The 12,983-nt window shown below is 40.5% G+C and carries 14 protein-coding genes and 1 tRNA gene; 11 read left to right on the forward strand and 4 right to left on the reverse strand.

Annotated elements, in window-relative coordinates:
• Positions 1-188: 188 nt before the first annotated feature.
• Complete coding sequence (locus GSQ74_RS10190) at positions 189-734, forward strand: hypothetical protein (RefSeq protein ID WP_158992849.1); 546 nt, start codon at positions 189-191, stop codon at positions 732-734.
• Between the two features lie 215 nt (positions 735-949).
• On the opposite strand, the gene GSQ74_RS10195 is transcribed toward GSQ74_RS10190, so the two are convergent.
• Positions 950-3,349, reverse strand: coding sequence for a BamA/TamA family outer membrane protein (locus GSQ74_RS10195; protein WP_158992851.1), 2,400 nt, complete (start codon positions 3,347-3,349; stop codon positions 950-952).
• Here GSQ74_RS10195 and GSQ74_RS10200 point away from each other — a divergent pair.
• The 3 genes from GSQ74_RS10200 to GSQ74_RS10210 all read left to right on the forward strand — a co-directional run bounded on the left by GSQ74_RS10200 (position 3,340) and on the right by GSQ74_RS10210 (position 4,412).
• The gene (locus GSQ74_RS10200) at positions 3,340-4,089 is read left to right on the forward strand and encodes an RNA methyltransferase (protein ID WP_158992853.1); all 750 of its coding nucleotides are present in this window, start codon (positions 3,340-3,342) and stop codon (positions 4,087-4,089) included. The two genes, GSQ74_RS10195 and GSQ74_RS10200, sit on opposite strands and share 10 nt — an antisense overlap.
• 48 nt (positions 4,090-4,137) lie before the next feature.
• A tRNA-Cys gene (locus GSQ74_RS10205) sits at positions 4,138-4,208 on the forward strand.
• Between the two features lie 30 nt (positions 4,209-4,238).
• Complete coding sequence (locus GSQ74_RS10210) at positions 4,239-4,412, forward strand: spore protein (protein ID WP_158992855.1); 174 nt, start codon at positions 4,239-4,241, stop codon at positions 4,410-4,412.
• Positions 4,413-4,608: 196 nt separating this feature from the next.
• Here the strand turns inward: GSQ74_RS10210 and GSQ74_RS10215 are convergent, their stop codons facing one another.
• Complete coding sequence (locus GSQ74_RS10215) at positions 4,609-5,652, reverse strand: quinone-dependent dihydroorotate dehydrogenase (protein ID WP_158992857.1); 1,044 nt, start codon at positions 5,650-5,652, stop codon at positions 4,609-4,611.
• 190 nt (positions 5,653-5,842) lie between these two features.
• On the opposite strand from GSQ74_RS10215, the gene GSQ74_RS10220 reads away from it, so the two are divergent.
• Positions 5,843-6,604, forward strand: a complete 762-nt coding sequence (locus GSQ74_RS10220; protein ID WP_158992859.1) for an SGNH/GDSL hydrolase family protein — start codon at positions 5,843-5,845, stop codon at positions 6,602-6,604.
• A gap of 107 nt (positions 6,605-6,711) precedes the next feature.
• On the opposite strand, the gene GSQ74_RS10225 is transcribed toward GSQ74_RS10220, so the two are convergent.
• A complete protein-coding gene (locus GSQ74_RS10225; RefSeq protein WP_158992861.1) occupies positions 6,712-7,323 on the reverse strand; it encodes a hypothetical protein in 612 nt (203 codons plus the stop codon).
• A 177-nt stretch (positions 7,324-7,500) separates the two neighbouring features.
• Between GSQ74_RS10225 and GSQ74_RS10230 the strand changes: the two genes are divergently transcribed.
• The 3 genes from GSQ74_RS10230 to purE all read left to right on the forward strand — a co-directional run bounded on the left by GSQ74_RS10230 (position 7,501) and on the right by purE (position 9,677).
• On the forward strand, positions 7,501-7,893 hold the full coding sequence (locus GSQ74_RS10230) for a hypothetical protein (protein ID WP_158992863.1): 393 nt from the start codon (positions 7,501-7,503) through the stop codon (positions 7,891-7,893).
• Between the two features lie 61 nt (positions 7,894-7,954).
• A complete protein-coding gene (locus GSQ74_RS10235) occupies positions 7,955-9,094 on the forward strand; it encodes a 5-(carboxyamino)imidazole ribonucleotide synthase (protein ID WP_158992865.1) in 1,140 nt (379 codons plus the stop codon).
• Between the two features lie 91 nt (positions 9,095-9,185).
• Positions 9,186-9,677: a 5-(carboxyamino)imidazole ribonucleotide mutase gene (purE, locus tag GSQ74_RS10240; RefSeq protein WP_158993137.1), complete on the forward strand. Its 492-nt coding sequence runs from the start codon at positions 9,186-9,188 to the stop codon at positions 9,675-9,677.
• A gap of 67 nt (positions 9,678-9,744) precedes the next feature.
• On the opposite strand, the gene GSQ74_RS10245 is transcribed toward purE, so the two are convergent.
• The gene (locus tag GSQ74_RS10245; protein WP_158992867.1) at positions 9,745-10,308 is read right to left on the reverse strand and encodes a YqgE/AlgH family protein; all 564 of its coding nucleotides are present in this window, start codon (positions 10,306-10,308) and stop codon (positions 9,745-9,747) included.
• A 132-nt stretch (positions 10,309-10,440) separates the two neighbouring features.
• On the opposite strand from GSQ74_RS10245, the gene pdxH reads away from it, so the two are divergent.
• From pdxH to GSQ74_RS10260, 3 genes are all read left to right on the forward strand, one after another.
• Positions 10,441-11,067, forward strand: coding sequence for a pyridoxamine 5'-phosphate oxidase (pdxH, locus tag GSQ74_RS10250; protein ID WP_254060856.1), 627 nt, complete (start codon positions 10,441-10,443; stop codon positions 11,065-11,067).
• Positions 11,064-11,561: an NADH-quinone oxidoreductase subunit C gene (locus GSQ74_RS10255; protein WP_158992871.1), complete on the forward strand. Its 498-nt coding sequence runs from the start codon at positions 11,064-11,066 to the stop codon at positions 11,559-11,561. Before pdxH ends, GSQ74_RS10255 begins: the two co-directional genes overlap by 4 nt.
• A 290-nt stretch (positions 11,562-11,851) precedes the next feature.
• Positions 11,852-12,976: an NADH-quinone oxidoreductase subunit D gene (locus GSQ74_RS10260; protein ID WP_254060864.1), complete on the forward strand. Its 1,125-nt coding sequence runs from the start codon at positions 11,852-11,854 to the stop codon at positions 12,974-12,976.
• The last annotated feature ends 7 nt before the right edge of the window (positions 12,977-12,983 follow it).

Consider the following 12,983-nt stretch of genomic DNA (forward strand, 5'->3'; position numbering starts at 1 on the left):
TACACAGCGAAAGAGGGCGGGAAAATTGCTTGTCATTCTTCGCGATGCTCAGAATGGCAAGGCTTTGAATTTGTAGTGAAACTTAAATTTATAAATTTGGTTGATAGTCTGTTGAGGCTTAATATTTATTTACTTAACCGCTAACAAAAAATTGTACTTTTATTGAGCATATCACAACCAAAATATAAATGAAGAAACTGATTTTACTTTTTTGCCTGATTATATCTGCAAGCACTTTTACGTTTGCCGATGCCCTTACCGTTAGCATTAAACACTTTAACATAACAGAAAACCCTTACGAGCAAAACCAGGTATCATTGGTTGCAACTGACTCGCTTAACAATACACAGGATAATGTTAACGGTGATTTTGTATTCACGATAAACGGTTTTGAGGATACCCTGAAATTTACCAGCGGCGTTGCTTTTTACAAACACAAGATTGATCGTTCAACTTTTTTATATGCCCGCCATGTGGATGAAAATGGCGGCCCTACCCTATCATCACTTTACTACGTTTACAAAAGCGAAAGTAAATTAGTGCCCATACATATTAGCTGGATGTGGCTACTGATAATACCTTTAGGGCTTGTTTTACTGGCCTATATGTTCAAAAGGTTTATCATTATCGCGATAGTTATTTTTTGCATATTCGTTTACTTTAACTATCACAATAACCTGAGTATCCCAATATTCTTTCAAAGCATTTTTGATGGGTTAAAGCGTATCTTCTAAAACTTTCCTCCTTTGTTGGTGAGGGCACTAACAAAGGAGGAGGGGGAATAAAAAAAGGGTGTCATGCTGAGCGTAGTCGAAGCATGTGGGCAAAGGCCTTTACGCTCATGCTTCGACTACGCTGACATGACACTATTCTAAATCTTCCGAACAGTTATGTTGTAGGCACCAACAAGGGGGATACTTTCTAAAACTTTTCAGAAACTAATCTCTAACTAAAAAGGCATCCCTATACCAAAGTTCAACTGTAAAAAGCTGTAGGTATTCGGAAAATTGGTAATCGCGTAATTATTTTTAAAACTGCCGCTATGAAACAGTTCATTAAAATGATTAATTAACACCCATTGATCTGAACCATTAAATTCGGGGTCTTTAAATTTAAGAGCGGCATCGAGCCTGAAAACGAAAAAGCCAAGATCAAACCTTAATCCTGTACCAATATCTACCGCGGTAGATTGTAACAGCGTATTAAGTTTAAATTGCCCGTTTGGATTTTCTACAGTTGAGCTTAACGGATTGCCAGGATCTTCAGCAATGTTATGAAGCGTCCATACGTTTCCGGCATCCATAAATAATGCACCTCTTAATATACAACCGAAAAAGTTATCAGATAATTTATACCTGTATTCTAAATTGGAAACGATTTTTATTTCGCCAAATTGATCCAGATACTCCAACTTTTCCCTTGTACTGTCGGCCACGGCACCTACGCCATAGCTTGCCCTGTTAAATTGACCAGGGCCAAGCGTACGCGGCAGCCAAGCCCGCATATCATTTGACCCGCCCGCGTAAAAGTTTTTCTCAAATATTAATTGATTACTGTTACCATAAGGTAAGCCAAGCCCTGCATCAACCCTAAATATCAATTGCCTTTCACCCCCTAAACTTTTGTAAAACCGCAAGTCAACTTCGGCCTTGCTGTATTGGGCAAAAGTATAACCAAATAAGGTACGTTCGCCTAATGTGTCTTTAGGTGTATTTAACAACTTACTTACAAGTGCCAGTGTGTTACCTCCAACATCAACATTGCCCCTGAAATAAACAAAATCCCTGTAGGTATTAAGTTTATTAGCATTTAATATATAGCTGTATTGGCTGCCCGTAGTAAAAATGGTACGACCAATAAGAAAGACATACGATTCCCTGTTTTGCTTTAATAATAACGAATCAGCTCTGGGATCAATAGTACCTTTTGAAAACTCAACAGAAATTGGTGTTATAATATGTTCTTTATCCGGCGTTTCAAAAAAATCATAGGTAATAGAGTTTATAAAACTTTGGCGTTTAACCAATTGACTTTGGTAGAACAGCGAATAATTAGTTGAAAAAGTAGTATGCGGCACACCATACTTACCTGGTTTGGCAAAATTAAATGGGGATATAATCCCGGGGAAGATCAGGCTTACACCTGAGCTAAAATCCTGATTTTCAATTGCACCGTTAGCCGCAGCATTAGCGCCGGTATTAAATAAAATACTCTCGTTAAGCTTTATTTGTAATATAGCCGCACTCTTAAAAATATTTCTGCTGGTGAAGGTATTGCCAATATTGTAGCCATATTGCCCGGCGTTAAATAAGAACTCCCCTTCCACGCGATCCGACATCTTTTTCAGTGGCACAATATCTATCTTGGTATCCAGCCTGTTACTACTATCTGGCAGTTTAGTATAAGTTGGATTGGGTACATTCTTAAAAACGTTTAATTCTGACAGCCGCGTAGTGGTTAGTGTTTGGTTATCGATATTATATAATTGACCTTTTTTCTGAAAAATGTAGTCGGTAACAGCATGCGGTTTAAATTTATGCGAAAAATCAACAAACCTGAACTGGGAATCAACCCGTATGGTATCGGCCTTGCCTACGGTTTTACCATTAGTTGCCGCGATAGTTATCAGCGTGTTATTGATCTTATAAATAGGGTGTGCCGATTTACCTGCAGGATTACCTATAATCATTGTTACATCTACCACACCTTTATTGTAGGTAGAATCATTATTAAAGCTCATGTATTGGCGATAAAAATCATAATAGCCATTACGTTTCATCACCAAATAAAAGGCATCTCTATCGGCAGATAAGCTATCTGTATCAAAACGCTTACCAGGGCCTACATTGGCAAATACCTCAGGCGACCTTTTAACCAGGTCGGCCACTTTTGGGTCGGCAATACTATCTTTAAAATTCCTGATGCGGAACATTGGCCCCTCAACGGTAGTAAATATCAGCTCAGCCTTTTTCTTTTTTATGTGTATGGAATCAGTAACCCTGGCTTTAAGATAACCTTTATTCTGGATATACTTTTCTATCTGGACCCTTGAAAACTCAACTAATGCGCTATCTAATATAGCAGGTGGTTCACCTATATCTTTTTTGCCGTTTTTGCTGAATAGGTAATAGATCTGTAGGTTGATAACATTATTGGGTTGCTGTTCCTTATCTACATAATTAACCGCATTTAGCGCAAATTCCTTATCCATGCCTTTAATGGTGATTTTACGCACCAATGCCTGGTCGGGCTTTAATCTGCGGGTAAGGTTGCAGTTTGAAAGCGTAAAAACCAGGAATATGCTTAATATTGTAAGGCGAAAATTATACCTGGTGAAAAATGCTTTCAAAATCAACTATCAGTTTATTAAAATCTTTACAACAAAAAAAGTTTCGCATTGAGCACGGCCTGTTTTTGGTCGAAGGTAACAAATCTGTTACCGAATTTGCAAATTCTTCATATCAAATCGAAGCTATTTATCATACAACTGCAATTGACCCAAAATTGCTGAAATTATCGGGAAAAATAAACTTTAGTGAGATTTCATTAAACGATTTAGAGAAAATAAGTTCATTAAAGTCGCCACAGGAGGTAATCGCATTAGTAAAGATACCGGCCCTGCCCATTTTAAATACCACAGCCTTGAAGGGAAAATTCGCTATCGCCCTTGACGGAATACAAGATCCGGGCAATATGGGCACTATTATACGCACGGCAGACTGGTTTGGTATACAGCATATCGTATGTTCTACCGATACTGTAGATGTTTATAACCCCAAAGTGGTGCAGGCAACCATGGGCTCGCTGGCGCATGTTAATATTTATTATGTTGAGTTGGCTGAATTTTTAGAAAGTGTAAACATGCCTTTGTTCGGGGCGTTATTGGATGGATCCAACATATACAAAACTGATTTCGGTACTGAAGGCCTGATAATTATGGGCAATGAGGGTAATGGCCTGCGACCAGAAATTATTAAGCTGGTACAAAAGGCGGTTACTATACCCCGTGGCGGTAATGCCGAATCATTAAACGTGGGGATAGCTACGGCTATATTTTGTTCAGAAATAAAAAGGAATTCCTATAAATAAAACTTGGCAGCCAAATAATTATTGCTATTTTTGCAGCCTTGAAAAAAAGGTCGGGTGGCCGAGTGGCTAGGCAGAGGTCTGCAAAACCTTTTACAGCGGTTCGAATCCGCTCCCGACCTCAAGGTAAAAAACATTAAAAATACAAGATCATGGGCGTTACACGTTTAAAAAGAAAAGATAGAAAAAACAAAACTACTTCACGTTTAGAAGTTCAGTTTTTAAAGAATGCTACAAACCTTGAGCCGGGAAGCCGCTCTGCAGAGCCAAAACATAGCCAAATTGCTAAAAACAATGCTGCTTTGTTAATAGCTGCTGGTAAATAATTTAGCATTTTATATAAGGAATTAAATCCTGCTGGTAATAACCGGCAGGATTTTTTGCGTTTTGTATTTTGGATATTTCTTCCTTTCCTTATTGTCATTCTGAGCGTAGCGAAGAATCTTCTTCGATTTGCATAGCGGACTTTGCACAGTTAGAAGATTCTTCGCTATCGCTCAGAATGACAAATCTTTAAGAAAACTATTTATTCAATATCGCTTTGTTGATCCTGCTTATCAATCCCGGGCCTTCATAAATAAAGCCGGTATAAAGCTGTACGAGTGAAGCACCTGCTGCTAATTTTTCTAAAGCATCTTCGGGTGAGTGTATGCCCCCTACCCCTATTATCGGGAATGAGCCTTTTGATTTTTCAGATAAATATTTAATTACTTCTGTTGAGCGCTTGGTTACTGGGTTACCACTTAGGCCCCCTGTTTCGGTTTTCAAGTTATCGGGGGAAACTAAATTCTCGCGACTAATAGTTGTGTTTGTAGCGATAACACCCACTATACCGCTTCGCTGTACGATCTCAACAATATCATCCAGCTGGGTATCCGTTAAATCAGGGGCTATTTTCAGCAAGATTGGCCTGCTGATGTCGTTTTTGGAATTGCGCTGTTGTAAGGTGCTTAATAAATTCATTAGCGGCTCTTTCTCTTGCAACTCGCGTAAGCCTGGCGTATTGGGCGAGCTTACATTCACCACAAAATAATCTACCAGATCAAACAACCTGTCGAAGCATTTGATGTAATCGTTTACCGCGTCTTCGTTAGGGGTGATTTTATTTTTGCCGATGTTACCACCGATGAGAATTCCTTTTTGCGATGCAGGGGTATTTTTACGATAGGCTGCGATATGTTCGGCAACTACATCCATCCCCATATTGTTAAAACCCATTCGATTAATCAAACCACCATCGGCAGGTAGCCTGAACATGCGAGGTTTCGGGTTACCGTCCTGCGGTAAAGGTGTAACTGTCCCCACCTCAATAAAGCCGAAGCCGAGGTTTGCCATTTCGCTGATCACATCGGCATTTTTGTCAAAGCCTGCGGCTAAACCAACAGGATTTTTGAATTTCAATCCAAAAACTTCCTTTTCTAAACGCGGGTCATTAAGCGCCCATATAGCCCTGCTCAGGGCAGCGCCGCCGGGAAAACGATTAAAGCGTTTTAGGTTACGGGTTACAAAATAATGTACCTTCTCAGGGTCGAACTTAAATAGTATGGGTTTAAGCAAAAAATACATGCCGCGAAGTTAGTGGTTTTTCCGGAGGTTCATAGTTCATGGATGATGGTTCATAGCCCTAAGAGTGATACTTTTTTTGCCTTTTATTTTTGTATTTTGTAATTACGCACCACCAATGGAAAGAATAATTATATTAGCGATACCAATTCGTGGCGCATCTGCGTTAGCGAAATAAACTATAACACCTACCATGATACTAAAAAATAACCGCCGAAACTTTGTTAAAAATGCCGCCATTGGCACCATAGCCGCATTGGCTATCCCTGATATTATTTCATCAGCCTATGCTAAAGAGAACAGCAAAAAGGCTATAATTAATGAAAATGACATTGTGCTTTTCCAGGGAGATTCCATCACCGATTGGGGGCGCGATAAAAACAAAAGCATGCCTAATGATTTTGGTTCATTGGGTTCGGGATATGTGCTGTTAACAGCTGCTGATATGCTGAGAGAATATGCAAGCAAGAACTTAAAGATCTATAATAAAGGAGTAAGCGGCAACAAGGTGTTTCAATTAGCTGACAGATGGGATACAGATACCATTGCCATAAAACCAAACGTACTAAGCATTATGGTGGGCGTGAATGATTACTGGCACACCATTACATCAGGCTATAAAGGCACGCTGGATACCTACAGAACAGACTATAAAAAACTATTAGAGCGCACCCAACAGGCTTTACCCGGCGTAAAATTAATTATAGCCGAGGCTTTTGCGATGAAAAATGTAAAAGCGGTTAATGATTCGTGGTACCCGGCTTTTGATGGTTATCGCCAGGTAGCCCGTGAAATGGCGGATGAATTTGGCGCGGCTTTTATCCCATACCAAAGCGTGATGGATGAAGCTTTGAAATTAGCCCCGGCAACTTATTGGTCTCTTGATGGGGTGCATCCTACTCCAGCAGGTGCAAGTTTGATGGCCCAAGCGTGGTTGAAGGCGGTGAAAGGTTAATATAATATTGTCATTCTAAGCGTAGCGAAGAATCTTCTAACTGTGCAAAGTCCGCTATGCAAATCGAAGAAGATTCTTCGTTCCTCAGAATGACAAATGGATATCTATTATTGTTGAATTCCGGCTATTTCTTTCTGTTGCTTAACAACGGCTTTTATAATCTGCTGTAAAATTGAGGCATTCCAATCGTTTGCGAAGCTGCAACTTTTGGTTTGCTTAATGTTATTGGCATTATATATCATGAAATAGGTGCGGTAATTACTGATAGCTATTTCATTCCATAGCAATTTATTTTTCTTGTCCCAACTTATACCATCGGTATCAAAGGTTACACCCGCAATTTCAAAAACCTGGCTGATCTTATAAAGCTCGGCATAGTAATTTAACGTGCTGGTAAAATAGTATTTCCAAAGCAGTTGATATATTTTAGACCATGCCTCGTAATATGCCTTCCGCTTTATGCCGTAAATGCTGGTTAGCTTGATCTCAAATATTTTGTTTTGAAAATCTTTTGTTTCAATAATATATTGGCGTCCAAAAGCAAACCAATAACCATACATCAATCCCACCTTATATCGAAACGCGTTAATGTTTTCAGTCGGAATAATAACAGTAGGCCCGGCAGTTTCAATTTTAATACCCTGATCTGTAAAAGTAAGCTTCTTGGCTACCTTGCTTCCCAAAAATGAGGGTATGGTTACAACATTTGAAACTTCCATGCACCAAAGTAATTAAAATTATATTTATCTCTGATCAAAATCTTCATTGTCTTACTGAGACAAAGGTATCTTTTTGCAGACTACTCTGACATAATCGTCATTACTAACTCATCATCGTAAGCGCATTATGACTTTCCCATAACTACGTTTACCTTTGCAGTGCAAATAATATTTCTCATGACAAAAAAATTGCTCAAAACGCTTTTCACAACGTTCATTATATCAACCATACTAAACATCGCCATCACCTGCATTTACTATTCGGTAACACAAAAAAATACAGGGTACGATTATAAAACCATGCTGCAGATGATTGCTTCCGGCGTATTTTTATTAAACATTATATTATTGCTAATGGTGCTGCCGGTATTGTTTTTTTCACTGCCCCACATCCGCAACAGCCTACCGATGCGAATAATGTTGTATTTTGCAGGGCCTGTTGTTTTCCTGATCACCGCTTCTTTGATGCACTTGGGGCCGATTAACAGGTTGTTTTATTTAGAAACAGGGTTGATATTTATATTAGTTCACTCCATTCTTTACTTCACATCGATCAAAAAAATTGTATAAGCTGCTTTGCATTACATTGATTTAGGCTTTTTGAAAGATTTAGGGTAAACTTGCATTATAAATGAAAACATTTTACGGAGACTTAAAACTCGGCATTTTGGGCGGCGGCCAATTAGGTCGTATGCTGATACAACAGGCTATAAATTATAATGTTACCATAAAGGTGCTTGACCCGGATCGCGAAGCACCATGCAAAAAATTGTGCGATGAATTTGTAGTCGGTTCATTGAGCGATTATGAAACCGTTTACAAGTTTGGCAAAAAGGTTGATATGCTTACCATCGAGATTGAAAAGGTAAATGTTGAAGCCATGGAACAGCTGGAAAAAGAAGGCGTGCTGGTATATCCGCAATCGCGCATCATCAGACTGATACAGGACAAAGGCCTGCAAAAGCAGTTTTTTAAAGAAAACGGTATCCCGACAGCAGATTTTAAGATCATTTCATCGCCCGAAGAATTAAAAGAAAGCCCTATTCCATTCCCCTACATACAAAAATTGCGTAGGGATGGTTATGATGGCCGAGGCGTTTACAAGGTTGTAAATGAATCTTACCTTGATAAAGCTTTTACTGAACCAAGCCTGATTGAGCGCTTGATAGATTTTGAAAAAGAGATTGCCGTAATAGTTGCCCGTAATGAGAATGGCGAAGTAAAAACCTTCCCGATGGTGGAGATGGAGTTTAACCCCGAAGTTAATTTGGTGGAATTCCTTATCCAACCCTCTACCCTCCCCTTTGAAGTTCATCAGGAAGCGGAAAATATTGCTAAAAAGATCGCTGAGACACTGAAGATAGTAGGCATACTGGCGGTTGAGATGTTTTTGGATAAGAATGGCAAGATATTGGTAAATGAGTTGGCCCCCCGTCCGCATAACAGCGGGCATCAGAGTATTGAGGGTAATGTGGTATCACAATTTGAGCAGCATTTACGCGCGATATTTAACCAGCCCTTAGGCGATACCGCCTGCCTGAATAACGCCATTATGGTAAACGTTTTAGGCGAAATCGGATATGAAGGCCCTGCAGTTTATAAAGGCATCGAAAAAATATTAAAATGCGCAGGCGTGTATGTACATTTATATGGCAAGGCGCTAACAAAACCTTTCCGCAAAATGGGGCATGTGACTATTGTTGATAGCGATAGGGAAAAGGCTATTGAAAAGGCGAAGTTTGTGCAGGAGACATTGAAAGTGGTAAGCTAATAAGCCCTACCCAACCCTCCCCGGTAGGGAGGGCTTAAAAATTTTTTAATTAAAGTCTCCCCTACCGGGGGAGATTTAGAGGGGGCTGATGATGAACCAACCAAAAATAGGAATAATAATGGGCAGTAAATCCGACTTGCATATTATGCAGGATGCTGCTGATGTTTTAAAGGAACTGGGCGTTGATTACGAAATTACCGTAATATCAGCCCATCGTACACCTGACCGTATGTTCAGCTATGCCCGTGCAGCCGCTGACCGTGGTTTGAAAGTGATCATCGCAGGTGCCGGTGGTGCCGCACATTTACCGGGTATGGTGGCTTCGTTAACGCATTTGCCGGTAATTGGTGTTCCTGTTAAATCGAGTAATTCTATTGATGGCTGGGATTCAATATTATCTATCCTGCAAATGCCTAATGGTATCCCGGTTGCTACCGTAGCATTAAATGCCGCGAAAAATGCAGGTATTTTAGCTGCGCAGATACTTTCTACCGGTGACGAAACGATTGTTCAAAACCTGATCGCTTACAAAGAAGAGTTGAAACGGAAAGTTGAAGAGTCGGCGGCTTCTTTAGAAGATTAGAGGCTGGAGATTAGAGACTAGTTAAAAATCTAATATTCACTCAATCACTAACCCACTCAATCGCTCATTAATTAAGCGCTGGATTTTCGGGAAAATTAGCAATATGTGCGTAGCGTGTGCCCAGGCTGATCACCACATCACGCCATAGTGTATTTTCATCATGGGTAAAAATTGTATCCAGGCTGAATTTATCTGATACGATCCATACGTTTTCGCGCAGTTCGGCATCTAACTGGCCGATTGTCCAGCCGGAATAGCCGGTGAAAAATTTGATCTCACTTTCTTTCAGTTGATATTGTGATATCAGGTCTTTTACCACTTCAAAATCACCACCCCAAAATACCCCGTCCCAAATTTCTATACCGTTAGGGATCAGATCCGGGCGGCTATGGATAAAGTGCAGGGTGTTTTTTCCTACCGGGCCGCCAACATATACCGGCATCTCAGAATAAGAAGTATCAGGCAAAATATCACCCAATAAATATTCACTCTGGTGGTTCAATACAAAGCCTACCGCTCCTGATTCGGAGTATTCCGTCAGGATAATAACAGAGCGCTTAAAATTAGGGTCCATCATAAATGGCTCTGATATTAATAAATGCCCAACCGCGGCTGATATTGAACTAAGCATATTTGTATAATTATAATGTTACAACAATCATCGTAAAAATAAGTTCATTTACCAAAAAATGAATTATATAACATATATACGGTTCATTTAATTAGTAAGTTTGCATTAATGGACCAAAACGAGTTACAAAACATGAGACTGGACTACAGTGCCGCCTCATTATCAGAAGATACAACCAAAGGCGACCCAATTAAACAATTTGAAAAATGGTTTAACGAAGCCGTGGAAGCACAAGAACATGAGCCCAATGCCATGACCCTGGCAACAGCGACTTACGACGGCCGCCCATCAGCCAGGGTAGTATTATTAAAGGGATTTGATCCATCTGGATTTGTGTTTTATACCAACTATTTAAGCCGTAAGGGAAAAGAGATCACTAAAAATCCTTTAGGTGCATTGACTTTCTTTTGGGGATCGCTGGAAAGACAGGTTCGGATTGAAGGAACTATTGAGAAATTAAGCAAAGAAGACTCTGAGAAATATTTTAAACTTCGCCCGCGCAATAGCCAGTTAGGGGCTGTTGCTTCGCCACAAAGTCAGGAAATACCAAGTCGTGATGTTGTGGAAAAGAAATGGGAAGAACTGGTTGAAGAGTACGGTGATGATAAAGAAATACCAAAACCATCTTTTTGGGGTGGATATGTATTAAAGCCACGTTATGTTGAGTTTTGGCAAGGCCGCAGCAGCCGCCTGCACGATCGCATCGTTTACAAAAAGATCGACAACAAAAACTGGAAAAAAGTTCGTTTGGCACCATGAGTTTTGAGGGTATTAAAGCATTATTGGCCGCTAAGTTTGGCGCTGACGTAATTGTTGGCGAAGAGACTGGCGGCTTACAGTCTGCACTACTTATTGATGCGGACCGTATCGCTGATGTTTGTTTGGAGCTGCGCAATAACCCCGACAGTTATTTTGATTTTCTTTCATGCTTGAGTGGCGTTGATTATGGGACTGAAACCAACCGTTTTGGCGTTGTTTATCATTTGGCATCAATCCCCTACAAAACACAACTGACTTTAAAAATCAGCAAGGAAAATAGCCGGGATTTAGCCGATTTACCATCGTTTCCAAGTATTGTTTCTGTTTACCGTTCGGCCGATTGGCATGAGCGTGAGGCCTATGATATGCTGGGGATATTTTTTGAGGGTCACCCAGACTTAAGGCGTATTTTAATGCCGGATGATTGGGAAGGTTTTCCGTTGAGAAAAGATTATAAAAACGCGGAGTATTATAAGGGAATTAAGATAGATTAAACCATTGTCATTCTGAGCGGAGCGAAGAATCTTCTACAAGAGCAAAGTCCGCTATGCAAATCGAAGAAGACTCTTCGCTCCGCTCAGAATGACAAAACATAAATAAAAAATAGATTAGCAAAAGCGTCATTGCGAGCGATAGCGTGGCAATCCCCGACTTGAAGAGCCGCTCTGTACAGCTTAAAGATTGCTTCGTTCCTCGCAATGACGAAGCGGATAAAATAAGATTTACATTGAACGAAGCATTACAACGATATTACGAAAAAATAGCCAATGCTGCTGTTGAAGATATGGTGCTGAATATGGGGCCTCAGCATCCGTCGACGCATGGTGTTTTGCGGTTGGAGTTAATTACTGATGGCGAAATTGTTAAGGAGGTTATCCCCCACCTTGGTTATTTGCACCGTTGTTTTGAGAAACATGCAGAATCGCTGACCTATCAGCAGACTATCCCGTTCACCGACAGGATGGACTACCTGGCATCTATGAATAACAGCCACGCCTTTGTAATGGGTGTTGAGCGGATGATGGGGATTGATAAGGACATTCCTAAACGTATTGAATATATCCGCGTGCTGGTTTGCGAGTTGAACCGCATTGCATCACACCTGATAGCTATTGGTACTTATGGCATTGATATAGGGGCTTTTACGCCATTCTTGTGGTGTTTCAGGGATCGTGAGCATATTATGGGCATGCTGGAGTGGGCTTCGGGCTCGCGTATGTTGTACAACTATATTTGGGTTGGTGGGTTGTTTTACGACCTGCCGGTTGGCTTTGAAGAACGCTGCCGAGAATTTGTCGACTACTTTAAGCCCAAAATGATTGAGCTGAACGAGCTTTTAACCGACAACCAGGTATTTATTAGTCGCACGGCTAATGTGGGCGTGTTGCCGCTGGACGTGGCTATAAACTATGGATGCTCGGGCCCTATGCTGCGTGGCTCGGGTTTAAAATGGGATTTGCGCCGGATTGATGGTTATTCTATATATCCTGAATTGGAATTTGATATTCCGGTAGGTACGGGCCTAATGGGTACCGTTGGTGATTGCTGGGACAGGTACAAAGTGCGGATTGATGAGATAGAACAATCACTAAAAATGGTTGAACAATGCCTGGATCGTTTACAAAAAGAATTAAAACGTACGCCAGAGTTTGATCCGCGCGCTAAAATGCCACGTAAAATAATACCAAAAGCGCAGGATTATTACGTGCGTTGCGAAGGCGCCAAAGGCGAATTAGGCTTTTATTTTATGGCGGATGGGAAGTCGGAGATACCGACACGTGTAAAATCGCGGGGACCGAGCTTTAGTAATTTATCGGTATTGCCCGAAATATCCAAAGGCGTTATGATTGCCGATCTGATAGCGATTGTGGGCTCAATAGATTTTGTACTAGGCGAAGTAGATAGATAAGATAATC

The organism is Mucilaginibacter sp. L196, assembly GCF_009765905.1.
In the GTDB taxonomy this organism is placed as follows: domain Bacteria; phylum Bacteroidota; class Bacteroidia; order Sphingobacteriales; family Sphingobacteriaceae; genus Mucilaginibacter.